The sequence below is a fragment of the Aestuariicoccus sp. MJ-SS9 genome (assembly GCF_032586235.1).
Lineage (GTDB): Bacteria > Pseudomonadota > Alphaproteobacteria > Rhodobacterales > Rhodobacteraceae > Aestuariicoccus.
The window spans coordinates 12,524-39,020 of sequence record NZ_JAWHTD010000035.1 but is presented as its reverse complement, the minus strand read 5'-3'; the positions used below and the strand labels follow the sequence as shown (position 1 = coordinate 39,020).

Genomic DNA, 26,497 nt, shown 5'->3' with positions numbered 1-26,497 from the left:
GCCCTGTTGTTGAGCCAGCGACCCGTCTCCTGCCGATCGTCAGCTCCGAGTTCTTTCAGAGCAGCTCCATATGACCGCAGCTTGTCCGTCACGATTACCACGGGCTGACCATGCTTCCGCATTGCTTTCTTGAGGAATTTCAACGCCGCCCTCTTGTCACGCGTCTTCGTGACCAAGCTCTCAAGAACTTCCCCTTCGTGATCGACGGCTCGCCAAAGATAATGACGCTCGCCGTTGATCTTCACGAAAATCTCGTCGAGATGCCAACGCCAGCGGCTCGATTTCATTCCTTCGGTACGCCGCTTCCGGATTTCCGCGGCAAAAATCGGACCGAAACGATGCCACCAATACCGGACTGTCTCGTGGCTGATGTCGACGCCGCGCTCGTGCAGCAGGTCCTCGACATTCCGGAGCGAGAGCGGAAATCGGACATACAACATCACCGCAAGCCGGATGATTTCGGGGCTACTGTGAAAGCCCTTGAACGGGTCAGGTTTGCTCATGTTGTAACGCTACGAGGCCACCCTGCACCTCTCAACAGAAATCCTTCTGACAACACCTGGTGCTGAGATAGAACCAGCCCCAGCCGATCACCTTCAGGTACGTGAAGTCTGTCTGCCAAAGTTCGTTCGGTCGGCTGGTTTTGTCGCGGAACTCATCCATTGCCCGGCAGACGATTGCAAAGCAATCTGCCGAGAGGGGGCGGCCCTGATCACCACATGGGCCGGGGCTGTGATCAGATCCTCGGCACTGAGAATGCGGTAGACCGACGATTCCGACACGAAGTAGCGCTTCTCATCGGTGTATTTGACCGCCAGCTCCCGGGGCGTCAGGTATTCGTGTTCCAGGGCAAAATCAACAACATCGTCGCGCACCTTGTCCGGGATGCGGTTCCAGACCGACCCAGGTCGGGGAGAACGATCAGCAAGCCCGTCGATGCCACCGTCGCACCAGCGGGCGTACCAGTCGTAATAGGTGCTGCTGGGGATACCGAGCATCTTCAAGGTTTGCCGGGTCGGCAGATGCGACGCCTCGACCGTGCGTATGATCTCCAGCTTCTCAGAGGCAAGGTATCTCATTCTTCGTCTCCCCCATCCCCGACCATGCTTTTTTTGAGGTGAGGCGGTTCAGCAAAGCGTCCAGTGGACGCTTTGCCCGCCCGAACGGTTCTCAAGCGTCAGCTCAGCAACCACCTCTTTCAGGGCGGCCGATTCCGACCGCAGCTCTTTAACCTCGGGTGCCGTCGCCTGGCGCGCGGTGTCGCCCGAAAGCCGGGACTTCCCGGCTTCCAGGAACTCCTTGGACCAGGAATAGTATAGGCTCTCGGCAATCCCCTCGCGGCGACACAGGGCGGAAATGCTCTCCTCGCCACGCAGGCCCGCCAGGACGATCCTGATCTTCTCCTCGGCCGAGTAGTGTTTGCGGGTCTTCCGTTTGATGCCCCTCACCAGCTTGTCAGCGGCGTCTTTCGATGTTCCGGATGTCTTGTTCATCTTCGCTCCATAATGGCTTCGATGAACCAGAAATCCTCCGTTGCTCAAACACCTAAATCTGTCCGGTGGGTGCTGACGTCAGACATGATCGAAGCCGCCACGCCGCCCTCGGCCCAGCGTTCATAAAGCCGCAGCTGCGCGGGCGTCGGGTTGCCCCGGCCATCACCCAGCATGTCGGACATCGCCGACTTCACGATCCTGTTCTTCAGGCGCGCGCCGTTGGGCAGGGTAAGGGAGGTGAAGAGATTGGTCTGTGCATTCATATCGTCAGGGCCTTCCGGACAAGGATTTCGTCTTTCCTGTCATAATAAAGACCGGCTGACCCGATAACCCGGCGATTAAGACCGACACCTGATCGAAAATGGATCGAATGAGCAGCCCGACCGATGCGGCTGTGCTGCGTTTTCGGCTTAGGCGGGCAGCAGGCCCAGTTTGGCATCGCTGGCACCGGGCCCGTATTTGTCTTGCGGCGGCATCGGGCGGTCGCGCCAACGCGGCGTGAAGGCAAAGCTGGACACCGTCCGCCCCTCGGGCAATGCCCCGTTTCCGGCGCCGCGTGCGTAGTCGTAGTAAAGCTTGACGATCTCTTCGCGGCTGACCTGCTGCGCCTTGGGATGCGCGAGACAAGCCGCGCGCCATTGTTCGACGCGGGCGAAGTCGTCGGTCTGCGGCAGGCCGAATCCTTCGTAATGCTCGAGGAACCAGAACCGCATGAACATCGGAGTAAAGACCGTCTCGGCCAGCCCGAAATCCTCGAAGAGAAACGGACCTTCGGGGGCGTGCTGCATCAGGAAATCGTCGATGTCACGGTACAGATCGCGCAGTTTGCCGGTCAGCGCGTCCCGCGCGCCCGGATCCTGGTTCATCACCAGAATATAGCCGGCCGCCGTGAAGGGGCCTTCGCGGGCGATCAGCATGTTCTCGACCGCGTGGCGCATCGGATCGGCCTGGCGCACGGGCGCGCCCAGCAATTCGTCGAGATAGCGCAGGATCACCAGGCTTTCCTTTAGGATTTGCCCGTCGGGTGTCTCGAGCACCGGCAGGGCGGTGGTGCCGCGGGTCTTGCGCAACAGCTCCGGGTCGCGGGGCCGGGTGATGTCGACGGTCACGAAGCGCACCGCGCCGGTCTCCCCCTTGAGGGCGAGCAGGATCTCGAGCCGTTGCGAGAACGGGCAGACCGGGATGTGATAGACGGTGATCTTGTCGGGCATTGTGTTGATCCTGCGGGGAAGTTTGCCCGCAGCCTATATCGCTGAGCTTGATATGATCAACGCAATCGGTCCGCTGCGCCGAATAGAGCTAGCGACGACCCGTACAGGCTGCCGGCGTCGAACCTCGGACTGTCTCTGCCGGGGTAACAAGGTTCGCGGGCCGCAGCCCGCAAACCTGGCGGCACGGATCATGCGACGGCGTAGTGCTTGCGCCCTTTGATCCGGTCTTCGATCTCGTCCCGGAAATTGCGGATCAACCCCTGGATCGGCCATGCCGCGGCATCGCCCAGAGCGCAGATCGTGTGGCCTTCGACCTGCTTGGTCACATCCAGCAGCATGTCGATCTCTTCGACATCGGCCTCGCCGTGCACCAGACGTTCCATCACACGCATCATCCAGCCTGTGCCCTCGCGGCAGGGCGTGCACTGGCCACAGCTTTCGTGCTTGTAGAATTTCGACAGCCGCCAGATCGCCTTGATGATGTCGGTGGACTGATCCATCACGATCACCGCGGCGGTCCCCAGACCGCTGCGCTGTTCGCGCAGATAGTCGAAATCCATGATCGCTTCGCGCATGTTTTCACCGCGGATACACGGCACCGAACTGCCGCCCGGGATCACCGCCTTGAGGTTGTCCCAGCCGCCCCGGATGCCGCCGCAATGTTTCTCGATCAGCTCCTCGAAGGTGATCGACATGGCCTCTTCAACGACGCAGGGGTTGTTCACATGCCCACTGATCGCAAACAGCTTGGTCCCGGCGTTGTTCGGGCGGCCGAAGGCCGAAAACCACTCCGGCCCGCGGCGCAGGATGGTCGGGACCACGGCGATGGATTCGACGTTGTTCACAGTGGTCGGACATCCATAGAGCCCCGCGCCCGCCGGGAACGGCGGTTTCATCCGGGGCATGCCCTTCTTGCCTTCGAGGCTTTCCAGAAGCGCGGTTTCCTCGCCGCAGATATAGGCGCCCGCGCCGTGATGCAGGTAGAGGTCGAAATCCCATCCCGATCCGGCAGCGTTCTTGCCCAGAAGGCCCGCTTCATAGGCCTCGTCGATGGCGTTTTGCAGCGCCTCTTTTTCGCGGATGTATTCGCCGCGGATGTAGATGTAGCAGGCATGTGCATTCATCGCGAAGCTGGCGATCAGGCAGCCCTCGATCAGCGTGTGCGGATCGTGGCGCATGATCTCGCGGTCCTTGCAGGTGCCCGGCTCGGATTCGTCGGCATTGACCACAAGGTATGACGGACGCCCGTCGCTTTCCTTGGGCATGAAGGACCATTTCAGCCCGGTGGGGAAACCCGCACCGCCGCGCCCGCGCAGGCCCGACGCCTTCATGCGGTCGATGATCCAATCCCTGCCGTTTTGCAGGATTTTGGCTGTGCCGTCCCAATGCCCCCGGCTTCGCGCGCCGCTCAGCGACCGATCATGCATCCCGTAAAGATTGGTGAAAATCCGGTCAGAATCTTTGAGCAAGTTCTTTCCTTTCTCAAGGCCATAGGACCGCGCAAGCGCCGGTCCAAATTCCTTGGTCTGGTAGACCAGAACACCCCTCGAAGCAAGGCGGTTCGCCCGACTGAGACGGCATGTCTCAGAGGTGCACGCAAGCGCAATGCGCTGCAACAAAAGGCGTTTCGATCGCCGCCTGCAGAAAACTCCGGAAAACCCGGGCGTTTGGGCCGGTGGTCGTCGAATCTCACCACGCGCCATCACGTTTGCCAGCCACGCGATGATCGGCGACGGCTCGGGTCCTCGTCAAGATCGCCCTGATCCGGCGGCCCGCGCCAGGGCCGAATCTCCGTTTTGGCGGGGACAACGGGGCTGATATGGTTATAAACGCGTCCGACAGGGTCTTACGCGTCCATTCGACCCGCAGGGGGCAGCCACCCGCGCAAGGGGCTGACAAAGAGGGAGGTTCACTATGGCGCAAGAGGTCAAAACCGCCGTGATCGGGCTGGGCTCGATGGGATACGGGATGGCGCTGTCGTGCCTCAAGGTCGGTCACCGGACCTGGGGTCTGGATATCAACCCCGACGCCGTGCAGCGCTTTCAGGACGCGGGCGGCGAAGGTGGCGGCTTGCCCGGCGATCTCGATGCGCTGGTGGTCGTGGTGCTGAATGCCGCGCAGACCGAGGCGGTGCTCTTCGGCGAAGGCGGCGCGGTGGCAAACTTGCCGAAAGGCGCGGTCGTCATCTCCTGCGCCACCGTCCCGCCCGCCTTCGCCCGCGACATGGAGGCGCGCTGCGCCGAGGCCGGGGTGCATTACCTCGACGCGCCGATCTCGGGCGGGGCGGCAAAGGCCGCCGAGGGGGCGCTTTCGGTCATGGCATCCGGCACGGCAGCTGCCTTTGCCGCCGCGCGCCCGGTGCTCGACGCCTGCGCGCAGACGGTGTTCGAGCTGGGCGACGCCGCAGGCCCGGGATCGGCGATGAAGTCGGTCAACCAGCTGCTGGCAGGCGTGCACATCGCCGCGATGGGCGAGGCGCTGACCTTTGGCATGACCCAGGGCATCGCGCCCGCGCAATTCGTCGAGGTCATCAGCCAATGCGCCGGCACAAGCTGGATGCTGGAGAACCGCGCGCCGCATGTGGTCGAGGGCGACTATACCCCGCGCAGCCAGATCAATATCTGGCCCAAGGATCTGGGCATCGTGCTGGACGTGGCGAAATCGGCAGGCTTCTCCGCGCCGATCACGGCGGCGGCGTTGCAGCAATACATGGTGGCCGTGGGCATGGGGCTTGGCGGCGAGGATGACGCGGCTATCGCCAAGGTCTATGCCCGCAACGTCGGCCTGACCCTGCCGGGCGGCGACACATGACGACGCTGCTGGGCTGCATCGCCGACGATTTCACCGGCGCGACCGATCTGGCCGGGCTTTTGGCGCGCTCGGGCGTGCAGGTGTCGCTGCGCATCGGCATCCCCGACACACCCCCGCGCGACACAGCGCCCTTCGAGGTTATCGCCCTGAAATGCCGCACCGCGCCGGTGGCCGCGGCAGTGTCGGACTGCCGCGCGGCGCTGTCGTGGCTACAGGCTGCGGGCGCGTCGCGGTTCTTCTGGAAATACTGCTCGACTTTCGATTCCACGCCCGAGGGCAACATCGGCCCGGTGGCCGAGGCGTTGATGGACGATCTGGGCTGCGCGCAGACGATCTATTGCCCGGCCTTCCCCGAGAACGGCCGCGCGATCTTTATGGGGAACCTTTTCGTTGGCCGTCAGCCGCTGGCCGAAAGCCCGATGAAGGATCACCCCCTGACCCCGATGCGCGATTCCAACCTGATGCGCCTGCTGGACCCGCAGGTCACCCGGCCCGTCGGGTTGGTCGACCGGCTGACCGTGGCCCGTGGCGCCGTGGCCATCCGCGATGCGCTGGCCCGGCTGGGCCAGGAAGGCGTGGCGCATGTGGTCGTCGATGCGGTGGCGGACGAGGATCTGGATGCCATTGCAGAATCCTGCCGCGACATGCCGCTGATGACGGGGGGCAGCGCCGTGGCGATGCCGCTTCCCGCGCTCTACCGCGCCGACGGCGCGCTGGCCGCCGACGCGCCTCGCATGGAAACGCCGGTTCTGCCGCGCGCCGCCGTCATCCTGTCGGGCAGCTGTTCGGCCATGACCAACGCGCAGGTCGCGGCCTACCGCGACACCGGCGCGCCTGCCCTGCGGCTCGATCCGCTGGAACTGGCGGATCACGGGCATCAACAGGCGCTCGACTGGCTGTCGGCGCAGGACCTGGACAAGGCACCGCTGATCTACGCCACCGCCGAACCCGACAGCGTTCGCGCCGCGCAGGATAGGCTGGGCCGCGCCCGCGCGGGCGAGATCGTCGAGGAAGCACTGGCCGCCTGCGCCATGGCCGCCCGCGACCGCGGCGCGCGGCGCTTTGTCGTGGCGGGCGGCGAAACCTCGGGCGCGGTGACCCAGGCGCTCGGGGTCGACCGGCTCGACATCGGGCGGGAGATCGCGCCGGGCGTGCCCTGGACGTTCTGCGAAACCGGCGGCCACCGGATCGCGCTGACGCTGAAATCCGGCAATTTCGGCGCGCCCACCTTCTTCACCGACGCATTGGAGGCGCTGTGAGCACCGAAACCGCCCTGCGCGACCAGATCTGCCTGCTGGCGCGCTCGCTCTTCGAGCGGGGTCTGACCCACGGCAGCACCGGCAACATATCGGCCCGGACCCCGGATGGCGGGCTGCTGGTGTCGCCGACCGGGACCAGCTTTGGCCGTCTCGATCCCGCCCGGCTCGGCCGTTTCGACGCCGAGGGGCGGTTGATCGGCGGCGACAAGCCCACGAAAGAAATGCCGCTGCACACCGCGTTCTACGACACCCGCAGCACGGCGGGGGCGGTGGTTCATTTGCATTCGTGTCACTCGGTCGCTCTGTCGATGATGCCCGATGCCGACCCCGACGATTTCCTGCCGCCGCTGACGCCTTATGGGATCATGAAGCTGGGACGGGTCAAGCTCTTGCCGTTCTTCCTGCCGGGCGATCCGGCGATGGGCGAGGCGGTGCGGGGGCTCGCGGGGAAACGTTCGGCGGTGATGCTGGCCAATCACGGCCCCGTCGTGGCGGGCAAGGACGTCGAGGCCGCCTGCAACGCCATCGAAGAGCTGGAAGACACCGCGCGGCTGGCGATGATGTTGCGCGGGACGAACGCGCGCGGGCTGACCGAAGACCAGGTCCGGGCCGTCGTGACCAAATTCGATGTGGAGTGGGACATATGAAATTCTCGGCAAACCTCGGGTTTCTCTGGGCCGACCGGCCGCTGCCGGACGCCATCCGCGCGGCCAAAACCGCCGGTTTCGATGCGGTCGAATGCCATTGGCCCTACGACACGCCAGCGGCCGAGGTGACAACCGCGCTGGAGGAAACCGGGCTGAGGATGCTGGGGCTCAACACGATCCGAGGCAATCCCGGCGAGAACGGTCTAAGCGCCCTGCCCGGCCGCGAGGCCGAGGCCCGCGCCGCCATCGACCAGGCCATCGCCTATGCTGAGGCCATCGGCGCGGGGGCCATCCACATCATGGCGGGCTTTGCCGAGGGACCCGAGGCGCAGGCGGCCTTCCTCGACAATCTGCGCTATGCGCGCGACCGGTGCCCCGAGGGGATCAAGCTGCTGATCGAACCGCTCAACCGTCACGATGCGCCGGGGTACTTTCTGCAGACCACCGACCAGGCGGCGGCACTGCTGGCAGAGCTGAACCTGCCGGGCGTCAAGCTGATGTTCGACTGCTACCACGTCGGACGGACCGAGGGCGATCTGACCACCCGCCTGCGCGATCTCGCGCCGATCATCGGGCATATCCAGTTCGCCTCGGTCCCGGATCGTGGCGCGCCGGATCACGGCGAGGTCGATTACCGTTTCGTCTTTGCGCAGATCGCCGCGCAGGGGTGGCCCCGCGCGCTTGGCGCGGAATACAAGCCCACCGGCCCCACCGACGAAAGCCTGGGCTGGCTGCGCGATTTGCCGCCCGCCGCGTAGGCCCCGTCACCGCAACCCGCAAAGCCGCGTCGCCGCCGGATCCGACGGGTGCGCGAACAGCGAGATCCGCAGCGGCAGGGTTTCGCTGTCGCCGGGCGTTGTTGCAGAACTCGGGCTTGAGGCGTGATTGCCCCTTTCCCCGCTGAGATCATGCCACGGAGGAATGACGCTTGACGGCAAGGCCATCGATGTCGGTCGGGTAAAAAACCCGATGTATATTCTCGCCACCAAGGAGGATCACATTGCGCCTTGGAGGTCGGTGTATCCTTCAACATCGCTCTTCGGGGGCGATGTCACCTTTGTACTCGGCGAGTCTGGGCACATCGCAGGTATCGTGAACCCGCCGCGCGAGCGCGTCAAATATGGGTACTATACAGCGAAGGACCATTTCGACGAACCCGATGCGTGGCTGGAAGCCGCTGATTACACCAAGGCATCGTGGTGGTCGCATTGGTCCAACTGGCTTGATGCCCAAGGTGGTAGCGATCAAGTACGAGCGCGCAAGCCGGGCGATGGGAAGCTGAGCACACTGGAGGACGCGCCGGGTAGCTTCATCAGAGCGTCCTGACGGATGCCGGGAAAGCGCAACCTGAGGCTCGTCTCCTCGTGCAGTTCACTTCTAAGCGCGTCGCCACCGTCCCCAGCAACCGCTCGACATCGGTCGCCACCGAGCTTGAGCAGGACGGCAGCATTGCCTAAGGTTTCAACCAGGAACGCTACGAAGTCCGGCCGCGACATCTCACCCGAGGCCTCGGTAAATTCGGCATAGCCTGCCTCGGCAGAGCGCACATGACCGTTGATCTTCACGTTGTAAGGCGGGTCAGAGAAAACTGCATCCGCCACCTGCCCATCCAGCAGGGCGGCCACCGCTGCACCATCCCGTGCCGAACCGCAGCTGATTACGTGGTCCCCCAGCCGCCACACATCGCCAGGCTTGGACACGACCGGCACGCCGGTCGTCTCCAATGCCGAGAGATCATCGGCCGGATCCTCAACCTCGGCCGCCTCGGTCCCGAACCGGATGGCCTCGAGCTCCGGCATTGAAAAGCCCGGGATCTCGAGTGTTCCGCTCAGCTCGATGATCTCACCAATTTCCAGCCGAAGGGCCGCCGGATCCCATTCCGACGTTTCCTGCAGTTTGTTGAGCGACAGAGCGAGGCGGCGGATTTCGACCTCGGGGAGGTCATCGACCGCGATGCAGGGCAGGACCTCAGCACTGAGACGCTGAGCCGCCACGAACCGCGTATGCCCATCGATCATCTGGTAGCGTTCACCACCCGGCATTTTGCGGACTAGAATCGGGACCCGGAACCCGAAGCATTCGATGGCCCGCATTACTGCCTTGATCTGGCTCTCCGTCTCGCGCCGCAACCGCCGAGGCGCCGCATCGATCAGGGTGATCGCGAGCCAGAGCAGTTGGACCTCGGGGAACAGGTCGTTCTTGCCACGCGCCGGGGAGCCCTCCGCGACCACACTCTCCGATACAACGGAATGATTGGACGGATGCTGTGCGGGGTCAGGCCCGATGTGATTCGGGTCGTCCGGGCCAGGATTGCCGTGTTCTTCCATGAATGCCTCCTTCGGCTTAACCGAGGAGAGGCGGATAAGAGGGCTGATCACCGTCGTCAGGAAGGAAGCAGTCAGCCGATCAATGCCGCATCCCCGGTGGGGGAACTTGGTGATCAGTTGCCGCTAGCCTCCTTCAGCGACCGGTTATCAACGTGTACAGCACGCTTGCCCAGAACGCAATGCGAAAACATCCTAACTCACTGATTAGGTTGACAAACGCACTTCAGGGGCATGGCGCTGTCAACCAGAAAAATGGACTGGACTTCGCCGGCGAACAGAGCGTCAGTGTCCGCACGCCCGGATCAGAGCCCGGGCCTGCCTCGGTAGGTCCTGCATGACGCAAGGAACCGCCAACCCGAGGAGGCCAGAATGTCCAAACCCAACCAGACCCCACCCCGCGAGAGCAAATCCGCCCTTGTCTGCCGCCTGCTCTCCCGCAAGGCCGGCGCCGATCTCACCGCCCTGCAGGAGGCAACAGGATGGCAGCCGCATTCGGTACGCGCCGCCCTCAGCACCCTGCGCAAGGCCGGCTACACCATCGACCGCATCGCGCCGAAGAAGGAAGGTGGCGTGGTAAGCTACCGGATCAGCGCCAAGCCTGAAGCCGCATGAAGCTCACCGTCGCCCGGATTGAAACCATGGACCGGGCGGCGCTGGTCGCCGCCTGGACCGACCTCTTCGGCACCCCGGTGCCGAAGAGCCTGAGCCAGGCCTTCCTGCGGAGGTTTCTCGCTTTCGAGCTGCAGTCCCGGCGCTACGGCGGCCTGCCCAAGGGCTTCCTCGCCGATCTCGGGCACCGGGCCCGCGTCAGAGGGGCGGTCTCACCGGCCCTGCAGCCGGGCGGCCGGCTGCTCCGGGAGTGGAACGGCGTGACCCACGAGGTCGAGGTGATGGAGGCGGGCTATCGCTGGAACCGCAACACCTACCGCTCGCTCTCCGCCGTCGCCCGGGCCATCACCGGTGCGCGCTGGTCGGGGCCGCGGTTCTTCGGCCTGAAGGAGGACGGCTGATGGCAGTGCCGAAGATCCGTTGTGCGGTGTATACCCGTAAGTCCTCCGAGGAAGGTCTGGACCAGAGCTTCAACTCGCTCGACGCCCAGTACGAGGCCTGCGCCGCCTATGTCTCCAGCCAGAAGCATGAAGGCTGGGTCCTCGCCCACGACCGCTTCGATGATGGTGGCGTCTCCGGAGGCACCCTCGAACGCCCTGCCCTCGCTCGCTTGCTCGCCGAGATCGAGGCGCGGCGGATCGCAATGGTGGTGGTCTACAAGATAGACCGCCTCACGCGGTCGCTGACCGATTTTGCAAAGCTGGTGGAGCGGTTTGACGCTGCCGGCTGCTCCTTCGTCTCGGTCACCCAGGCCTTCAACACCGCCTCCTCCATGGGGCGGCTTACCCTGAACGTGCTCCTTTCCTTCGCCCAGTTCGAACGCGAGGTCACAGCGGAGCGGATCCGCGACAAGATCGCCGCCTCGAAGAAGCAGGGGCTGTGGATGGGGGGACTGCCGCCCCTTGGCTATGACCCTCACCCCGATACGATGGTCCGGGAACTCGTGATGAACGTCGCCGAAGCCGAGACGGTCCGGTCTCTCTTCACCCTCTATGACGAGCACGGCAACATTACCTCGGTCGCGCGCGAGGCCGCGGCCCTGCAGCTTCGGTCCAAGCACCACCGGTTCGGCTCGGGGCGCGAACAGGGCGGTTGCCCTCTTTCCACCGGCCAGATTCACAAGATCCTCACCAACCCGGTCTACCGCGGCCTGATCCGGCACAAAGATTGGGTCTGGCCGGGCCGTCATCCGGCGATCGTCGACGAGGCGCTCTGGGAGAGAGTGCAGGCCAAGCTCCAGGCCGCAGCCCGGCGCCCACGCGGACGCAGGTCCGATGCAGAGACCGCGTGTCTCACCGGCAAGCTCCGCGACCAGACCGGGGACCGCCTGACCCCGACCCACAGCCTCAAGGCCGGCAGGCGTCATTCCTACTACATCTCGAACCGGCTGATCTCCGGCGGGCCCGATCCGACCGGATGGCGGCTGCCAGCCCGCATGCTCGAAGCTCGCGTGGCGATTGCCATCGCCGATCACATCGGGCAGGCAGTAGTCGAACATCGTCTTCTGGCCATGCCCGATCTCCGAGCGGACCCGGGGCTGCTCGAAGTAGCCCGGGATCTCGTCCGCAAACTTCGGGCGCGCGAACCTGAGTTGCTCCAGCGGATCCTCGTCAGCGGCAGCATTTCGTCAGGGGAGATCACGTTGAAGCTCGATCCCGAGTTCCTGGAAGAGGCACTGCACGTCGCTCAAGACGACCTGGCGTGCGATCTGCTCGTGTTCTCCGTTCCGGTTCAGCTCCGCAGGCGCGGTGTCGAAGCGAAGCTGGTGGCGGGCAAAGAGCAATCCGATCCCGACCCGGTGCTGCTCCGGACCCTCGCCGATGCCCATCGCTGGGTGACTGCCCTTAGGAACGGCACGCCACTTTCACGGATCGCCCAGGACGCCGGCCACCACGATGTCTTCATCCGAACGCGCGGCCCCCTTGCGTTTCTCTCCCCCAGGATCCAGAGAGCGATCCTTGAGGGGACACTTCCGCCGGAGCTCACTCTGCGGCGGTTCCTGCAACGACCGATCCCGCTCGACTGGCACGAGCAGGAGCGGATCTACGGCATCTGAGAGCGGCTCTCCTCGGCGGTAATGGCTTAAGGACCTTACATCGCCACGAAGTCCCTGCCTGGCGTACGAATTCCCTGCTATTTCCCTGCTCGACCGCGCAGGGAAATCGTCGCAAGCCACTGATGCAAATGAGATTATCAGCGCCCAAGGAGTCAGGTGACGGTGAAATCCGGGAAAATTCCCTGCAAATTCCCTGCAAGCAGGGAAATTCCGGGCAAAACCGACCCCGCTGATGCGCCGATGAGAGACGCATCGCGGCAAGCCCGGCGGAAACGTCTCGTAAGGGAATCTCTGGATGGGCAGGTACGGCTTAACGCACGGAAAAATCGACCGAAAACTCGGTGTTTTTCTACCAAATATCAACGTGTTAGGTCGGTGGCGGAGAGGAAGGGATTCGAACCCTCGAGACGGTTCCCCGCCTACACACTTTCCAGGCGTGCGCCTTCGACCACTCGGCCACCTCTCCGCCGACGGGTTTAGCCCGGAGAAGTTGGGGGTTGCAAGGGGGGATCGGACCGGTGTGGCGATTCAGGTGTCGAGCGCGATGTTGACGCGGCGGTTCTGCTTGCCCTTGTTCTCGATCTTGCCCAGGCGCACCGCGCCGATCTCGCCGGTGCGGGACACATGCGTGCCACCGCAGGGCTGCAGATCGACCTGATCGCCCCCCTGCCCTATCCGCACCAGCCGCACCCGCCCCGCGCCGCGCGGCGGCTTGACCGAGAGCGTCTTGACCAGCCCGGGATTGGCGTCGAGTTCGGCCTCGGTGATCCAGTTCTCGGTCACCGGCAGATCGCGGTCGATCAGATCGTTGAGCGCCTGTTCCAGCGCCGCCTTGTCCGCGGGCGGCTCGGGCATGGCAAAATCCAGCCGGCCGCTGCCCGCGGCTATCGACCCGCCGGTCACGGGCAGCGGGATCACCACCGACAGAAGGTGCAGCGCGGTGTGCACGCGCATGTGCCGGTGCCGCCGCTCCCAGTCGAGCATCAGGGTCACGTGGGCGCCCTCGGGCGGCAGCGCCGTGGGTTCGGCGGGCACCAGGATGCTGGCGCCGCTGTCGTGCTTGACGGCGGTTGCGATAGGCAGGCGGCGGCCGTCCCACTCGATCCAGCCGCTGTCGCCGGGCTGTCCCCCGCCCTTGGGATAAAAGAGCTGCGTGTCGCAGATCACGCCGCCCTCTTCGGTATGGGCGGTCACGCGGGCGGCGGCGTCGCGGGCATAGGGATCGCTGCGGTAGAGCGGCTCTGTCATCGCGCGTCACCGTCGAGGTCGGGGTCCAGGTCTTCCTGCTGCAGATGCGCCCTGTGATCCACGCCATCGTCATCCGGCGCGTTTGCCGCCGGTTTGGACGGCGGAACAGGTTTGGCCGCGCCGGTCAGCGTTTCGGGGTTGCGCAGCCAGACGTCGCGCTGCGCGAAGGGGATCTCGATGCCTTCCTCGGTGAAGCGCTCGTAGATCTCGTGCAGCATGTCGGACTTCACCTTCACCACGTAATTTACGTCGCGCAGGATCGCGCGGATCGTGAAGTCGAGCGAATCCGCGCCGAAGCCCGAGAAATAGGCCGAAGGTTCGGGGTTCAGCAACACCATCGGATGTTCACGCGCGACCCTCAGCAAGATCTCCTCTACCTGCCGGGTGTCGCTGCCATAGGCCACGCCGACATCCACCACCACGCGACCGATCAGGTTGCCGCGGGTGTAGTTGGTCACCGTGCCCGACACGAAATCGCCGTTGGGCACGATCACGTCGGTGCGGTCGAAGGTCTCGATCCGGGTCGAGCGGACCGAGATGTCCTTGACGATGCCCATGTTGCCGCCGACCTCGATCCAATCGCCTTCCGAGATCGGGCGTTCGATCAGCAGGATGATCCCCGAGACGAAGTTCGACACGATGTTCTGCAGGCCGAAACCGATGCCGACCGACAGCGCACCGGCGACGATGGCCAGCGACGACAGGTCCAGACCGGCGGCGGAAATGGCCACCACCGCGGCAAGGAAGACGCCGACATAGCCCACGCCGGACAGGATCGCGTTCTGTCCACCGATGTCGATTTTGGTCTTGGGCAGGATCGAGCTGCGCAAACCGCCCTGCAACAGCCGCGTCACAGTGTAGCCGATGGCGAAGACGATCGCGAAGGTCAGGAAATCGGTCGGCGAGATGCGCGTATCCCCGAGCGTGAACCCCTCCTGGAATCGGGCCCAAAGCTCGGTCAGATCCGCCAGGCGCGCGCCCCAGATAAGCGCCAGCACCGGCAGCGCCGCCAGCAGCAGCAGAGCGCCCGCCAGCACCGGGATCAGGCTTTCCGACTCCGCCGCGTTCTTGCCAGTGAGGAATTGGTAGAGATCGGAGACGAACCGCTGCAGGACCAGCACGAAGGCCGAGAGCGCCAATGTCTGGATCGCCGGATAGACCATCGCCTCGCCCACCCGGGCATAGCCGATGGCCGAGAGGATCGGCCCGACCACCGAGATCACCATCACCGCGCGGCCCATGAAACGCGCAAGACGCATCCGGAACATGCTGGTTTCCACCAGCGTGCTTTCGCCCTCGCCCGCGTCCAGCTTGGCCCGCGACAGGATCTGGCCCAGGCGGAACAGCATCAGGCTGCAGAGGATCAGGATCGGGAAGTCGAGGACGGCGGCGGTTCCGACCGAGTAATTGTCGAACTCCGTCAAAGCGCCGATCACGCCCCGGGCCACGATCAGCAGAGACAGCAGGTTGACATAGTAGCGTGCCTCGTTCCGGCGCGCATGGTCGAGCGGCAGCGTGGCCACGTCGTCCTTGCGGTTGAAGGTCTGCCCGGCCAGCCAGCGGATCACCAGAAGCGCCGCGGCCCAGCCCGGCAGCCACGCCAGCAGACGTTCGCCGCGCACGCCGATCATGCCGGTCGCCGACAGCGCCTCGGTCAGGGCGATCAGCCCGATAAGCGGCAGCAGGATCAGACCGAGCGAAATCAGAAAGCCCCAGACGCCGGTGCCCCTCCGGCTGGCCGACCGCAGCTTTTCCACCGCCTTTATCACCCAGCGCGGCCCGCGCAGCACCAGCAACAGCGCCACCGCGATCATCAGGACGATATAGGGCAGGTTTGCGCGCGCCTCGGCGCGATGAACGTCGGACTGCCAGTTGGCCGCAAGCTCGCTGCGCAATCGGTTGCCAGAGGCAAAAAGATCGCCCAGCGCAGGTGCCCACAGCGCCGGGTTCAACGGCGACGGCCCTAGATCGAGAAGACGCTCGGTCTGGCGGGTGCGGATCAGAACGTCGATCTCGCTGATCAAGCCATCGGCCCGGGTAAAGGCCTCTTCGGCGCGCAGCACCGGGGCGCGCAGATTGCTCAGCTGGGTCTGCAGCTCGCTCCGCCGTGTTGCGATCTCCTCCGGCTCTTCCCCGGATTCAGGCACAGCGCCCAGCGCGTCGAGTTGCGATTGCGCCGTCGCGATCCGCGCGGCGTTGACATCCTGCGCCGCGAGGAATTGCTCGCGCCGGTCCGCAAGCTCGGCGCGCAGGTCCTCGAGCGCGCTATTGGACGCCTGGCCCGCGTCGATCACGCTTTCCGCGCGTTCGGCCAGCGGCGTCCATGCGTCGTAATCGGGCAGGTCTTCCTGCGCCAGAGCGGCGACGGAAAGCGCCAGCCAGAGCAGCGCCGCGAATATCCAACGGGTCAGATAGGTCATGCGTCCTCGAATACTCCGGGAATGCTTGCGGGCGCCCGTGTCAGCCAGCCGGGAACGGGCAGACCCTTTTCTTTCAGGAAATCAGGATTGTAGAGCTTGGATTGATAGCGCGTGCCGTAATCGCAGAGGATCGTGACGATGGTGTGCCCCGGCCCCATCTCCTGCGCCATCCGGATCGCGCCGGCGACGTTGATGCCCGACGACCCGCCAAGGCAGAGCCCCTCTTCGGCCAGCAGATCGAAGACAATGGGCAGCGCCTCTTCGTCGGGGACCTGACATAGGAAGTCGGGCTCAAAGCCCTCCAGATTGGCGGTGATGCGCCCCTGCCCGATGCCCTCGGTGATCGAGTTGCCGGTCGCCTTGGCCGCGCCTTCGGTGAACAGCGTGTAAATCCCCGACCCCATCGGGTCGGCGATCCCGCACTTCACGCCCTTGGGCTGCAGCGCCGCGCCGACGCCCGCCGCCGTTCCGCCCGACCCGACGGCGCAGATGAAGCCATCCACCTTGCCGCCGGTCTGTTCCCAGATCTCGGGGCCGGTGGTCTCGATATGGGCCTGCCGGTTGGCGATATTGTCGAACTGGTTCGCCCAGATCACGCCCTCGTTGCTGTCGCGGGCCATGCGCTCGGCCAGACGGCCCGAATAGCGCACGTAGTTGTTGGGGTTCTTGTAAGGCGCCGCCGGGACCTGCACCAGCTCGGCGCCAGCCAGCCGCAGCATGTCCTTCTTTTCCTCGCTCTGCGTTTCGGGGATGACGATCACCGTCCGGAATCCCATCGACGCGCCCACCAGCGCAAGGCCGATGCCGGTGTTGCCCGCCGTACCCTCGACGATGGTGCCGCCGGGCCGCAGCAGGCCCTTCTCGACCGCGTCCTTGATGATATAGAGCGCCGCACGGTCCTTCACGGACTGGCCGGGGTTCATGAACTCCGCCTTGCCGAGGATCTCGCAGCCGGTCATCTCGCTGGCCTTTCTCAGCCGGATCAGCGGCGTTTGTCCGATGGCGTCAGCCAGATCCTTTGCGGTGCGCATGGCGCGGGCTCCTTTTTCAGTGCGATCGTGTCAGGGTGTAGGACTCCACCCCGGCAAACTCAACCCATTCGCCGCAGGCTGTCGCGCTTGCGCGCCAGCCACAGCAGCATCATCGCCAGCGGCCCGGCATTGACCTCGCCGCTGTCCACCAGCGCCATGGCGGCGTCAAAGCTCAGCAGGTGGCTGCGGATGTCCTCGTGTTCGCTGTCGAGCCCGTTGACCCCGGCGCGGTAGCCCGACAGATCGCAGAGCCCCAGATAGCAATGAAAGAACTCGCTGGTATAGCCCGGCGAGGCATAGACCCGCGTCATCAGCTGCAACTCGCCCAGCGTCAGCCCCGCCTCCTCCTCGGCCTCGCGGCGGGCGCTGTCGGCGGGGGCCTCGCCCGCGTCGATGAGCCCCGCGATAGGCTCCAGCGTCCAGGGCGCGGGATCGTCGCGGAGGATCGGGCCATAGCGCAGCTGCTCGATCATGAGAACCTGATCGGTCACCGGATCGTAGGGCAGCACCAGCGCCGCATCGAAGGCGACGAAGCCCTCGCGCGAGACCGTCTCGCTGCGGCCGCCGTGGAACTTGGCGTAATCGACGTCGAAGGCGTGGATGCGGAAAAAGCCGTCATAGCCCGGACGGTCGCGCCGGATCGCCACGTCGCGCCGGGTCATTGTGCTGCGCAGGGTCTGCGGCGCGCCCTCCTGCGCCAGCTGCCGCGACCAGGCGCGGGCGCGAAAGAACGGCAAAAGCGCCTGGATGTCTTCGGCGGCGTCCTTGCCGAAATGCGCCATCGCCTCGGTCGCGGCATCCTCGGTGATCCGCCCCCAGCGCGCCGCCCAATCGTCCAGATCCCAGACCTCGCCCTTGTCCCAGGCGCCGGCATCGGGGAAATAGACCCGCGCCGGGGCGCGGCCGGCGTCGGTGTCGACCGTGACATCGCGCAGCGTGTAGGCGAACCCGCCTTCGTAGAAATCGAGCCGCGCCACGTCGGCATCGGAAAGGCCCTGCACCAAAACCCCCGGCGCGGCCCGCCCCGGATCGGGCGCGATCATCGGAAAGCTTTCCCCAGCGACCCACCAGACCCCGTGACCGGGCAGCGTCGCGGGCACCGCCGACACATCCTTACGGCCAAGCACGATCCTAAGCAGCGGCACATGCCGCAGCGTGCCGTAGAAAAACAGGTCGGCCAAGGTTATCTCCAGTGACGCGAGGCGATCTCGGTGAAGATGCCGGTGGCCACGCCGCCCGCAAAGAGCGTCAGCACCAGCGGCCAGTCCAGCATGACCGTGCCGTATTCGATCCCGATCTCGAAGACCGCGGCAAAGGCCTCGACCGGGCCGTCATAGCGGTGACGCACCGCCAGCCGGACCATCTCGTTGACCGCCTGAACGAAGAGCCCCCAGAACACCAGCGCCGCCACGGCGGTAAAGCCGTTGGACACAGCCGCGGCCCCGCCGCGCCCGACGCGCGACCCGATGATCATCCAGCCGCACAGGAACCCGATCCCGGCGTTGACCCAGGTGAAATAGCCGAACGCCGTGTTGGGGGGCATCAGCTCTTTGATCTGCCCCGAAGCGACAATTGCCAAAAGCGCCAAAAGGAGGCCTGCTACCAGTTTGGACGCTGTGGGCATGTGTCAGCCGGGCCTCGTGATCGTGATCTGTGTCACATCACAGTTACCGCTGTGGAAGGTCGCGGCGCAAGAGGTCAGGTAGAAATTCCACATCCGGCGGAAACGGTCGTCGAACCCAAGCTGCGCCACCTGGTCCCATTTTTCGTTGAACGTATCGTGCCAGCGGCGCAGGGTCTGCGAGTAACTTTCGCCGAATTCGATCGAGCGGGCCACGCGCAGCCCGGCCCGCTCCACCTCTTGGCGCAGCACCACGGGGCTGGGCAGCATGCCGCCGGGGAAGATGTATTTCTGGATGAAATCCACCCCGCGCTTGTACACCTCCCAGCGGCGATGCTGGACGGTGATGATCTGCAGCGTTGCGTTCTTTCCCGGCTTGAGCCGCTCGCGCACGGTGTCGAAATAGACCGGCCAGTATTTTTCGCCGACCGCCTCGAACATCTCGATGCTGGCGATGCCGTCATAGGTTCCGCGCTCGTCGCGGTAATCCTGCAACTTGAATGTCACGAGGTCAGAAAGACCTGCCTTTTCAATGCGTTCCACGGCGTACCTATACTGCTCCTGGCTGATGGTCAGCCCGGTGACGCGCAGGCCGCGTTCCTTTGCGGCATATTCGGCGAAGCCGCCCCAGCCGCAGCCGATTTCCAGCACGTGATCGCCGGGCTGCGCGCCCATCTGGTCGACCATGCTTTTGTATTTCGCGATCTGGCCTTTCTCGGTACTTTCCTGCCCGGTATCGAACAGGGCCGACGAATAGGTCATCGTGTCGTCGAGCCAGAGCTTGTAAAAATCGTTGCCCAGATCGTAGTGATAGCTGATGTTCTTGCGCGCCTGCCGGCGCGAATTGCCCTGCCACCAGAACCGCAACTGTTCGTACATCCGCACCAGCGCCTGGCCGGGAAAGCCATCGTAGATGTCGTCGTTGTCCGCGTGCACCAGATCCATGAAGGCCATCAGGTCGGGCGTCGACCACCATTCATCCAGATAGGCGTCGCAAAACCCCAGGTCGCCCTCGCGGATCAGCCGCCCGAAGATGTCGGGGTTGTGGATGTGCAGTTCCGCCACCGGCCCGGGGTTGCGGCCATCGGCCCGAAAGACCCGGCCATCGGGCATCACAAAGTCCAGCCGGCCGTTGTTCATGTTCCGGGTCATGTCGAAGACCCGGGTGAAATACCGCGGCAGATCGGTCTGGTTCTTGGTATCCGTCAGGATCATGCGTTCCCCATTGTCAGGCGTGGTTTACAGGTTAAAGGGCCACCGGCAATGCAGGCAAGCCTTAAGGCGTTGGTTTGGTTAGAAATCCCGGTTCTCATAAGCGTCAAGCGCCCGTTTGCGGCCTTCGTCGGCGGCGACGATCGGGTCGGGATAGGGATCGTCGGGCGACATGGCCCAGCTTTCCGGGATCGCGTCGAAATAGGACAGCGCGGTGTCTGAGGGCGCCCGCACGCCCTCGGCGATCCAGCGTTTGACGTATGCGCGGTCCTTGTCGAACTTGTCGAGCTGCGTGACCGGATTGAAGACCCGAAAGTAGGGCGTGGCGTCGGGCCCCGATCCTGCGGACCATTGCCAGCCCATGGCGTTGCTGGCCGGATCCCAGTCGATCAGACAATCCTCGAACCACTTCAGCCCGATTTTCCAATGGCACATCAGATGCTTGCAGAGGTAACTTGCCACGATCATCCGGCCCCGGTTGTGCATCCGTCCGGTGACGTACATCTCGCGCATGGCGGCATCGACAAAGCGGATGCCGGTGCGCCCGCGTTTCCACGCCCTGACCTCGGCGCGGCGCTCGTCCTCGTTCCAGGGGAAGGCGTCCCAATCCTCTTTCCAGTTGCCGGTCAGGATCCGCGGGGTGTGCCACATCAGGTGATAGGCGAACTCCCGCCAGACCAGCTCTTTCAGGAAGGTCTCGGCCCCCGGCTTGCCCTCGTTCAGCGCGCGGATGCCTGCGTGCCAGCACTGGGCCGGGCTGATCTCGCCCAGGCTGAGATTTTCGCTCAGCCCCGAGGTGCCGTCGACCGCCGGCAAGTCGCGGGTGCCGTCGTATTTCGCCACTTTCGACGCCATGAAGGCCCCGAGCCGCGATTGAGCCGCCTCTTCGCCCAGCCGTACATAGGGGCGCACCACCGCGGCGCCACGCTTCATCGCGGCGCCAAGATGCCAGTCCTCCAGCGCCTCGCTCTCGGGCCAATCTTGCGGCGCGGGTATGGCAGGCGCGGGCACAGGGGCCGCCACGTCGCGGTCCTTTACCGCGCGCCAGAACGGGGTGTAGACCTTGTAGAAGCCGCCGGTCTTGGTCTCGACCGTCCAGGGTTCGAACATCAGATGCCCGGCAAAGCTCTTGGCTGCCAGCCCCTCGGCCTTGAGCGCTTCTTTCACGTCCGTGTCGCGGGTCACGCTGTCGGGATCGTAGGCGCGCATCCAGTAGACCGCCCCGGCCCCCGTCTGAGCCGCCAGATCCCTGAGCACTGTCGCAGGGTCACCCGAGCGCAGGATCAGCCGGCTGCCCTTGCCTGCCAGCGTTTCGGCGAAATGCGCCACGCCCAGCCCCAGACGCCATTTCGGCGCGGCCCCCAGCCCATCGACCAGATCGTCGCGGATGAACACCGGAATCACCGGGCCGCCCCTTTCGCAAGCGGCGGTCAGGGCGGCGTGGTCGCTAAGCCGAAGATCGCGGCGGAACCACACCAGGGTTGGCGATGTCATGGGGCTGCCCTTTGCGTTAATCTTTCGGCAGACTTAGCGCGTTGTTCGGCAGGTCAAACTTTCGTTGACGCTTTGCCGCCCGGAGGGCCGCCGGGCCGCCTACAGCACCGCGTCCAGCGCCTGCAAAAGCTGCTCGATCTCCGCGTCAGAGGTGTAGTGCACAAAGCTCACCCGCAGCACGCCCAGCGCCGGGTCGACCCCCATCGCGGTCAGCGCGCGTCCGGCGTAGAAATCGTCGCCCATCGCCATGATGCCATGCGCGGCCAGCTCCGCCGCGACCTCTGCGCCCGGACGGGTCAGCGCCAGCGCCACCGTCGGTGCGCGCCGCGTCGCATCCGACGGGCCGATCAGCCGGACCGAATTGCGGTCCTTGACTGCATCTAGCACCGGCTGCAGCAAACGGATCTCACGCGCGCGCATCAGGTCGTGCACCGCGCCCGTCTCGACGCCATGATGCTGCGCCAGATCGTCCATGTAATCGACCATCCCCGCGCAGGCGGCCACCTGCGCGTGATCCGGCCCCGCGGGCGTAAAGCGCTTGTAAAGCGTGCCGCCGTTGAAATGGTGCCCCTGGTTCGGCAAGGCCTCGGCCAGCGCGCGGCGGATGACCATGATGCCCTGGTGCGGGCCATAGGTCTTGTAGCTGGAAAAAAGGTAGATATCCGGCCCCAGCGCGCCCACATCCGGGAAGCCGTGCGGCGCATAGCTGACCCCGTCGACGCAGACGAAGGCCCCCGCAGCATGGGCCAGCGCGGTGACCTCGGTCACCGGGTTGATCTCGCCCACCACGTTCGAGCAATGCGGGAAACAGACAAGCCGCACCTTTTCGTCCAGCAAAGGCTCAAGCGCCGCCGGATCCAGATGCCCGGTCTCGGGATCGACCCGCCACTCGCGAATCTCGATCCCATCGTCGGCCAGCCGCCGCCAGGGACCTGAATTGGCCTCGTGATCCTGGTTGGTGACGACGATCGCCTCGCCTTTGGCCATGAATTTGCGGAAGGCCTGCGCCAGAACATAGGTGTTCTGGGTGGTTGAGGGGCCAAAGCTCAGCTCGTCACCGTCCACGCCCAGCAGCGCCGAAAGCCGCGCGCGGGCCTCGTCCATCTCTTCGCCGCCCAGACGGCTGGCGGCATAAGGCGCATAGGGCTGCACCTTGCGCTGCCGGTAAAAGCGGGTCAGCCGGTCGATCACCGGCTGGCAGGGATACGATCCGCCCGCATTCTCGAAAAACGCCTGGCCCTGCAGATCGGGCTCGGCAAAGGCCGGAAAGCGGCTGCGCACATGGTCGATGTCAAGTTCCATGCGCGTAGAAAAGCGCGCGGCGCGCCGGGGCGCAAGGGCCGAATGGCAGCATCCGGCCCCAGCCACGAAAAAGGCCCCGGAGGCGATCCGGGGCCTTTTCGATTTGCGTGGTGCGTGGCGTCAGGCGTTGCGTTCCGCCACGAGGCCCTTCCAGATCGCCCAGCACATCAGCAGCAGGATGATCGTGAAGGGCAGACCGGTCGAGATCACCATCGCCTGAAGCGATGTCAGCCCGCCGCCCATTAGCAGCGCGATGGCCACCAGCCCCTCGAAGGTGCACCAGAACACCCGCTGCGGCACCGGCGCGTCGACCTTGCCACCCGCGGTGATCGTGTCGATCACCAGCGAGCCTGAGTCGGACGAGGTGACAAAGAACACGATGACCAGCACGATGCCGATGGTCGAGGTGATCGCCGACAGCGGCAGACCGTCGAGCATCGCAAAGAGCGAAAGCTCGGGCTTGTAGCTGTCGATCACGTTGGCCTTGACCGCCGAAGCGTCGACATTGGCGATCATGTCGTTGATCGCAGCGCCGCCGAACACGGCCATCCAGAACACGCAGACGAGGCTCGGGATGATCAGCACGCAGGTGATGAACTCGCGCACGCTGCGCCCACGGCTGACCCGCGCGATGAACATGCCGACGAAGGGCGACCAGCTGATCCACCAGGCCCAGTAGAACGCGGTCCAGCCTTCGCGATAGCCGTCATCCTCGCGCCCGAAGGGCATGGAAAGCGGGATCACCTCGCGGAAATAGGCGCCCACGCCCGACACGAACTCGGTCAGGATCGACGTGGCCCCCGCGGCGAACAGCACGAAGAGCAAGAGCACCCCGGCGATCACCATGTTGATCTCGGACAGCACCTTGACCCCGCCGTCGAGGCCCCGCAGCACCGACACCAGCGCAACCGCCGTGATGCCGCAGATCAGGATCACCTGAACCGTGATGTTGTTGGGCACGCCATAGACGAATTCCAGACCGGCATTGGCCTGCTGCGCACCGAGCCCAAGCGATGTCGCAAGGCCGAAGAGCGTGGCGAACACGGCCAGCGTGTCGATCGCATGGCCCCACCAGCCCCAGACGCGCTCGCCCAGGATCGGGTAGAACGCCGACCGGATCGAAAGCGGCAGACCCTTGTTGTACGAGAACAGCGCCAGCGCCAGCGCCACGACCGCATAAATCGCCCAGGGGTGCAGCGCCCAGTGATAGGACGTGGCTGCCAGCGCCATGCGCCGCGCCTCGGCGACGTTTTCCTGGATCAGCGCGCCCTCTTCGGTGAACGGACGCACGACGCCCAGCGGCTCGTCGCCCCAGGGGGTGCCGAAGTAATACGCCGGCTCAAGCACGCCAAAGAACATCAGCCCGATGCCCATACCGGCCGCGAACAGCATCGCGAACCAGCCGACATAGGTGTAATCCGGCGTCGCCTCCGCCCCGCCGAGCCGCACGGACCCAAGCGGCGTCACGATCAGCAGCAGGCAGAATATCACAAAGACATTCGCCGCCGACAGGAAGAACCAGTCGAACGTGCTGGTCAGAAACGGCCGCAGCCATCCGAAGAACGACGCGGCCTGGTCGGGCGCAACCAGCGCGTAGATCACGAACAGAACGACCGACAGCCCCGAAATGACGAACACGGGGTTGTGGATGTCGAGCGGAAACGGCCCGACGTTGGTTTCGATATTGTCCTGACCGATCGTGTAATCGGTCTCGATGATATCCGAGGCGCCCTCGGGATCAGGTATGCCCTGATTGCTGGAAACGTCGGCCATAAGAGGCCTCCCTCTGCTGTTGGCATTTTTATGTATGGTCGCCACGATAACGGCCCCGCGGCGGCCCTTGTTCCATTTATCGGATGACCATCACCGAAACATCTGCGCGCGACGCGATGGTGCCTCCGTTCGACGGCCAGAAATGATCGACCACGTTGGGAATGTGGCTTGCCATGACGACAAGGTCGGCGCTGGTGTCGGTGACCGCCTTGAGAAGCGACGGATCGAGGTCGATCGCCGGATCGTGGCTGATCACCGGATGGCTCTCGGCGGTGACGCCGAACCGCTGGCCCTGCATCTCGGCGAAGGCCGCCAGCTTCTGCCCGAATTCTTCGGGCGTATGCGCAATCGATCCCGGCGTCGCGGCGCTGACGCCGACATAGATGACCGTGGCGCCGTAATGCATGCCGAGATCGCCCGCACAGGCCAGGGCCCGTTCCAGCCGGTCGGCATGGGCCAGGTCAACCGGCACCATAATGCGTGTGAACATGTCGCTCTCCCTCCCATTCCGGCGCGGCGCCCGGAGGGACGGCCCCGTTCGGCCGGAGGCCCCTTCGGTTCCGCGCTTACATCTCCGCCAGGGCGGGATCGCCCGGCAGATAGGTCAGGCTAACCGGAAAAGCGCCCGCGTTGCAATCAAAGACGGCGGATTGTCGTCTTTTTGCGACCCAAGCAGAAATCGGAAACGCTTTGAAAATAAAAGGGGTTTCAAGATGGCGGTTCAAAAGCGACATGCTGGGGGACGAATGCGCCGGTCCTGCCGCGCGCTCCTGACGCCCCGACCGGGTCGCGACCCGGCCACGCGGCGGCCGCGCCTCAAAACGCGAAAACGCCGCCCAGCGCGGCGGCGTTTCCGGCAAATCGGGGGGCGCGGGGCCCGCCGGCCCCACGCGGCTCAGGCGTTCACGTCGACGACCACCCGGCCCTTCACCTGCCCTTTGAGGATGTCGGCGCCCAGCTGCGGCAGATCGGCCAGCGTCGCGGGCTGGATCATCGCCTCGAGCTTGTCCATCGGCAGGTCGCGCGCGATGCGCTCCCAGGCGCGCAGCCGGTTCTGGTAGGGCTGCATCACGCTGTCGATCCCCAGCAGGTTCACGCCCCGCAACAGGAACGGCACGACCGTCGCGGGCAGCTGCGCGCCCCCGGCCAGACCGACCGCGGCCACGCTCCCCCCGTATTTCATCTGCCCCAGCACCCGCGCCAGCATCGGCCCACCCACGGCATCGACGCAGCCGGCCCAGGTCTCGGCCTCCAGCGGGCGCTTGACCGTCTCGTTGAGCTCTTCGCGCGCCACGATCCGCGCCGCGCCCAGGCCCTTGAGATAGCCCTCCTGCTCCGGACGCCCGGTCACCGCGGCCACCTGGTATCCCAGATGCGCCAGAATCGCCGTGGCCACCGATCCGACACCACCCGCGGCCCCGGTCACCAGCACCTCGCCGCGCTCGGGCGTCAACCCGTGGTCCTCCATCGCCATCACCGCCAGCATCGCGGTGAACCCGGCGGTGCCCACCGCCATGGCGGCGCGGCTGTCCAGACCCTCGGGCAGCGGCACCAGCCAGTCCGCCTTGACCCGGGCCTTCTGCGCATAGCCGCCCCAATGCACCTCGCCCACGCGCCAGCCGGTCAGCACCACCTTGTCGCCGGGCGCATAGCGCGGGTCGTCCGACGCCTCCACCGTACCGGCAAAGTCGATCCCCGGCACATGCGGATACTTGCGCACGAGCCCGCCACCCGGCCCGATGCAGAGCCCGTCCTTGTAGTTCACCGTGGAATACTCCACCGCCACGGTGACCTCGCCCTCCGGCAAATCCTCCAGCCCGATCTCGGCCACCCCGGCCGAGGTCTTGCCGCTCTCTTCGTCCTTCTCGACAACCAATGCCTTGAACATCGCTTTTCCTTTCGCTTCGCAGGCCCAGCCCCCTGCTTCTTCTTGGCAAAAATACTCCGGGGAGCGCGAGGGGCTGGCCCCTCGCTCCCGCATGT

Annotated in this window: 25 protein-coding genes, 1 tRNA gene and 1 pseudogene; 8 read left to right on the top strand and 19 right to left on the bottom strand. The window is 65.1% G+C overall.

Features of this window, described 5'->3' with window-relative positions; all coding sequences use genetic code 11:
* The 5 genes and pseudogenes from RXV88_RS18280 to nuoF all read right to left on the bottom strand — a co-directional run.
* On the bottom strand, positions 1-503 hold a 503-nt coding region (locus RXV88_RS18280; protein ID WP_316294939.1), incomplete at its 3' end, for an IS6 family transposase.
* A gap of 58 nt (positions 504-561) precedes the next feature.
* Positions 562-1,493, bottom strand: a pseudogene (locus tag RXV88_RS18275) (helix-turn-helix domain-containing protein); the annotation flags it as partial.
* Between the two features lie 44 nt (positions 1,494-1,537).
* On the bottom strand, positions 1,538-1,756 hold the full coding sequence (locus tag RXV88_RS18270; protein ID WP_316294938.1) for a hypothetical protein: 219 nt from the start codon (positions 1,754-1,756) through the stop codon (positions 1,538-1,540).
* Between the two features lie 147 nt (positions 1,757-1,903).
* The gene (locus RXV88_RS18265; RefSeq protein ID WP_316294937.1) at positions 1,904-2,704 is read right to left on the bottom strand and encodes a glutathione S-transferase family protein; all 801 of its coding nucleotides are present in this window, start codon (positions 2,702-2,704) and stop codon (positions 1,904-1,906) included.
* 188 nt (positions 2,705-2,892) lie between these two features.
* Positions 2,893-4,173 carry an NADH-quinone oxidoreductase subunit NuoF gene (nuoF, locus tag RXV88_RS18260; RefSeq protein WP_316294936.1) on the bottom strand — a complete coding sequence of 427 codons (1,281 nt, stop codon included), beginning with the start codon at positions 4,171-4,173 and terminating at the stop codon, positions 2,893-2,895.
* Positions 4,174-4,618: 445 nt separating this feature from the next.
* Between nuoF and ltnD the strand changes: the two genes are divergently transcribed.
* From ltnD to RXV88_RS18235, 5 genes are all read left to right on the top strand, one after another.
* Positions 4,619-5,515, top strand: a complete 897-nt coding sequence (ltnD, locus tag RXV88_RS18255) for an L-threonate dehydrogenase (protein ID WP_316294935.1) — start codon at positions 4,619-4,621, stop codon at positions 5,513-5,515.
* Complete coding sequence (otnK, locus tag RXV88_RS18250) at positions 5,512-6,774, top strand: 3-oxo-tetronate kinase (protein ID WP_316294934.1); 1,263 nt, start codon at positions 5,512-5,514, stop codon at positions 6,772-6,774. The genes ltnD and otnK overlap by 4 nt, the downstream gene beginning before the upstream one ends.
* Positions 6,771-7,421, top strand: a complete 651-nt coding sequence (locus tag RXV88_RS18245) for an aldolase (RefSeq protein WP_316294933.1) — start codon at positions 6,771-6,773, stop codon at positions 7,419-7,421. The genes otnK and RXV88_RS18245 overlap by 4 nt, the downstream gene beginning before the upstream one ends.
* Positions 7,418-8,179 (top strand): hydroxypyruvate isomerase family protein, encoded by a 762-nt coding sequence (locus RXV88_RS18240; protein WP_316294932.1) that lies wholly within the window; start codon positions 7,418-7,420, stop codon positions 8,177-8,179. Before RXV88_RS18245 ends, RXV88_RS18240 begins: the two co-directional genes overlap by 4 nt.
* Before the next feature lie 163 nt (positions 8,180-8,342).
* Complete coding sequence (locus RXV88_RS18235) at positions 8,343-8,747, top strand: hypothetical protein (RefSeq protein ID WP_316294931.1); 405 nt, start codon at positions 8,343-8,345, stop codon at positions 8,745-8,747.
* Here the strand turns inward: RXV88_RS18235 and RXV88_RS18230 are convergent.
* Positions 8,666-9,748, bottom strand: coding sequence for a ParB N-terminal domain-containing protein (locus RXV88_RS18230; RefSeq protein ID WP_316294930.1), 1,083 nt, complete (start codon positions 9,746-9,748; stop codon positions 8,666-8,668). The two genes, RXV88_RS18235 and RXV88_RS18230, sit on opposite strands and share 82 nt — an antisense overlap.
* A 369-nt stretch (positions 9,749-10,117) precedes the next feature.
* Between RXV88_RS18230 and RXV88_RS18225 the strand changes: the two genes are divergently transcribed.
* The 3 genes from RXV88_RS18225 to RXV88_RS18215 are packed head-to-tail and all read left to right on the top strand — an operon-like array spanning position 10,118 to position 12,413.
* Positions 10,118-10,360 (top strand): DUF3489 domain-containing protein, encoded by a 243-nt coding sequence (locus tag RXV88_RS18225; RefSeq protein ID WP_316294929.1) that lies wholly within the window; start codon positions 10,118-10,120, stop codon positions 10,358-10,360.
* Positions 10,357-10,758, top strand: coding sequence for a DUF2924 domain-containing protein (locus RXV88_RS18220; RefSeq protein ID WP_316294928.1), 402 nt, complete (start codon positions 10,357-10,359; stop codon positions 10,756-10,758). The genes RXV88_RS18225 and RXV88_RS18220 overlap by 4 nt, the downstream gene beginning before the upstream one ends.
* On the top strand, positions 10,758-12,413 hold the full coding sequence (locus RXV88_RS18215) for a recombinase family protein (protein WP_316294927.1): 1,656 nt from the start codon (positions 10,758-10,760) through the stop codon (positions 12,411-12,413). The genes RXV88_RS18220 and RXV88_RS18215 overlap by 1 nt, the downstream gene beginning before the upstream one ends.
* A 376-nt stretch (positions 12,414-12,789) precedes the next feature.
* On the opposite strand, the gene RXV88_RS18210 is transcribed toward RXV88_RS18215, so the two are convergent.
* The 13 genes from RXV88_RS18210 to acuI form a co-directional block, all read right to left on the bottom strand.
* Positions 12,790-12,879: transfer RNA gene (locus tag RXV88_RS18210), tRNA-Ser, on the bottom strand.
* 62 nt (positions 12,880-12,941) lie between these two features.
* Entirely contained in the window at positions 12,942-13,661 is a 720-nt protein-coding gene (locus tag RXV88_RS18205) for an alanyl-tRNA editing protein (protein WP_316294926.1), read from the bottom strand.
* A complete protein-coding gene (locus tag RXV88_RS18200) occupies positions 13,658-16,081 on the bottom strand; it encodes a DUF3772 domain-containing protein (RefSeq protein WP_316294925.1) in 2,424 nt (807 codons plus the stop codon). The genes RXV88_RS18205 and RXV88_RS18200 overlap by 4 nt, the downstream gene beginning before the upstream one ends.
* Entirely contained in the window at positions 16,078-17,112 is a 1,035-nt protein-coding gene (locus RXV88_RS18195; protein WP_316294924.1) for a cysteine synthase A, read from the bottom strand. Before RXV88_RS18195 ends, RXV88_RS18200 begins: the two co-directional genes overlap by 4 nt.
* 59 nt (positions 17,113-17,171) lie before the next feature.
* Complete coding sequence (locus RXV88_RS18190; protein ID WP_316294923.1) at positions 17,172-18,293, bottom strand: gamma-glutamylcyclotransferase; 1,122 nt, start codon at positions 18,291-18,293, stop codon at positions 17,172-17,174.
* A 2-nt stretch (positions 18,294-18,295) separates the two neighbouring features.
* On the bottom strand, positions 18,296-18,736 hold the full coding sequence (locus RXV88_RS18185) for a TrgA family protein (protein WP_316294922.1): 441 nt from the start codon (positions 18,734-18,736) through the stop codon (positions 18,296-18,298).
* A 3-nt stretch (positions 18,737-18,739) separates the two neighbouring features.
* On the bottom strand, positions 18,740-19,948 hold the full coding sequence (locus tag RXV88_RS18180; RefSeq protein ID WP_316294921.1) for a cyclopropane-fatty-acyl-phospholipid synthase family protein: 1,209 nt from the start codon (positions 19,946-19,948) through the stop codon (positions 18,740-18,742).
* 78 nt (positions 19,949-20,026) lie between these two features.
* Positions 20,027-21,439 carry a deoxyribodipyrimidine photo-lyase gene (locus RXV88_RS18175; RefSeq protein ID WP_316294920.1) on the bottom strand — a complete coding sequence of 471 codons (1,413 nt, stop codon included), beginning with the start codon at positions 21,437-21,439 and terminating at the stop codon, positions 20,027-20,029.
* Between the two features lie 99 nt (positions 21,440-21,538).
* Positions 21,539-22,741 carry an aminotransferase class V-fold PLP-dependent enzyme gene (locus tag RXV88_RS18170; RefSeq protein WP_316294919.1) on the bottom strand — a complete coding sequence of 401 codons (1,203 nt, stop codon included), beginning with the start codon at positions 22,739-22,741 and terminating at the stop codon, positions 21,539-21,541.
* Between the two features lie 120 nt (positions 22,742-22,861).
* A complete protein-coding gene (locus RXV88_RS18165) occupies positions 22,862-24,514 on the bottom strand; it encodes a BCCT family transporter (protein WP_316294918.1) in 1,653 nt (550 codons plus the stop codon).
* Between the two features lie 76 nt (positions 24,515-24,590).
* Entirely contained in the window at positions 24,591-25,004 is a 414-nt protein-coding gene (locus tag RXV88_RS18160) for a universal stress protein (protein WP_316294917.1), read from the bottom strand.
* Positions 25,005-25,080: 76 nt separating this feature from the next.
* Positions 25,081-25,248, bottom strand: a complete 168-nt coding sequence (locus RXV88_RS18155; protein WP_316294916.1) for a hypothetical protein — start codon at positions 25,246-25,248, stop codon at positions 25,081-25,083.
* A gap of 161 nt (positions 25,249-25,409) precedes the next feature.
* Positions 25,410-26,402, bottom strand: a complete 993-nt coding sequence (gene acuI, locus RXV88_RS18150) for an acryloyl-CoA reductase (protein WP_316294915.1) — start codon at positions 26,400-26,402, stop codon at positions 25,410-25,412.
* Positions 26,403-26,497: the final 95 nt, after the last annotated feature.

Bases quoted from the DNA above. Each gene is read 5' to 3' on its own strand.
- RXV88_RS18270 (WP_316294938.1), bottom strand. From the start codon at position 1,756: ATGAATGCACAGACCAATCTCTTCACCTCCCTTACCCTGCCCAACGGC.
- RXV88_RS18265 (WP_316294937.1), bottom strand. From the start codon at position 2,704: ATGCCCGACAAGATCACCGTCTATCACATCCCGGTCTGCCCGTTCTCG.
- ltnD (WP_316294935.1), top strand. From the start codon at position 4,619: ATGGCGCAAGAGGTCAAAACCGCCGTGATCGGGCTGGGCTCGATGGGA.
- otnK (WP_316294934.1), top strand. From the start codon at position 5,512: ATGACGACGCTGCTGGGCTGCATCGCCGACGATTTCACCGGCGCGACC.
- RXV88_RS18240 (WP_316294932.1), top strand. From the start codon at position 7,418: ATGAAATTCTCGGCAAACCTCGGGTTTCTCTGGGCCGACCGGCCGCTG.
- RXV88_RS18235 (WP_316294931.1), top strand. From the start codon at position 8,343: ATGACGCTTGACGGCAAGGCCATCGATGTCGGTCGGGTAAAAAACCCG.
- RXV88_RS18230 (WP_316294930.1), bottom strand. From the start codon at position 9,748: ATGGAAGAACACGGCAATCCTGGCCCGGACGACCCGAATCACATCGGG.
- RXV88_RS18225 (WP_316294929.1), top strand. From the start codon at position 10,118: ATGTCCAAACCCAACCAGACCCCACCCCGCGAGAGCAAATCCGCCCTT.
- RXV88_RS18220 (WP_316294928.1), top strand. From the start codon at position 10,357: ATGAAGCTCACCGTCGCCCGGATTGAAACCATGGACCGGGCGGCGCTG.
- RXV88_RS18215 (WP_316294927.1), top strand. From the start codon at position 10,758: ATGGCAGTGCCGAAGATCCGTTGTGCGGTGTATACCCGTAAGTCCTCC.
- RXV88_RS18205 (WP_316294926.1), bottom strand. From the start codon at position 13,661: ATGACAGAGCCGCTCTACCGCAGCGATCCCTATGCCCGCGACGCCGCC.
- RXV88_RS18200 (WP_316294925.1), bottom strand. From the start codon at position 16,081: ATGACCTATCTGACCCGTTGGATATTCGCGGCGCTGCTCTGGCTGGCG.
- RXV88_RS18195 (WP_316294924.1), bottom strand. From the start codon at position 17,112: ATGCGCACCGCAAAGGATCTGGCTGACGCCATCGGACAAACGCCGCTG.
- RXV88_RS18185 (WP_316294922.1), bottom strand. From the start codon at position 18,736: ATGCCCACAGCGTCCAAACTGGTAGCAGGCCTCCTTTTGGCGCTTTTG.
- RXV88_RS18180 (WP_316294921.1), bottom strand. From the start codon at position 19,948: ATGATCCTGACGGATACCAAGAACCAGACCGATCTGCCGCGGTATTTC.
- RXV88_RS18175 (WP_316294920.1), bottom strand. From the start codon at position 21,439: ATGACATCGCCAACCCTGGTGTGGTTCCGCCGCGATCTTCGGCTTAGC.
- RXV88_RS18170 (WP_316294919.1), bottom strand. From the start codon at position 22,741: ATGGAACTTGACATCGACCATGTGCGCAGCCGCTTTCCGGCCTTTGCC.
- RXV88_RS18165 (WP_316294918.1), bottom strand. From the start codon at position 24,514: ATGGCCGACGTTTCCAGCAATCAGGGCATACCTGATCCCGAGGGCGCC.
- RXV88_RS18160 (WP_316294917.1), bottom strand. From the start codon at position 25,004: ATGTTCACACGCATTATGGTGCCGGTTGACCTGGCCCATGCCGACCGG.
- RXV88_RS18155 (WP_316294916.1), bottom strand. From the start codon at position 25,248: ATGTCGCTTTTGAACCGCCATCTTGAAACCCCTTTTATTTTCAAAGCG.
- acuI (WP_316294915.1), bottom strand. From the start codon at position 26,402: ATGTTCAAGGCATTGGTTGTCGAGAAGGACGAAGAGAGCGGCAAGACC.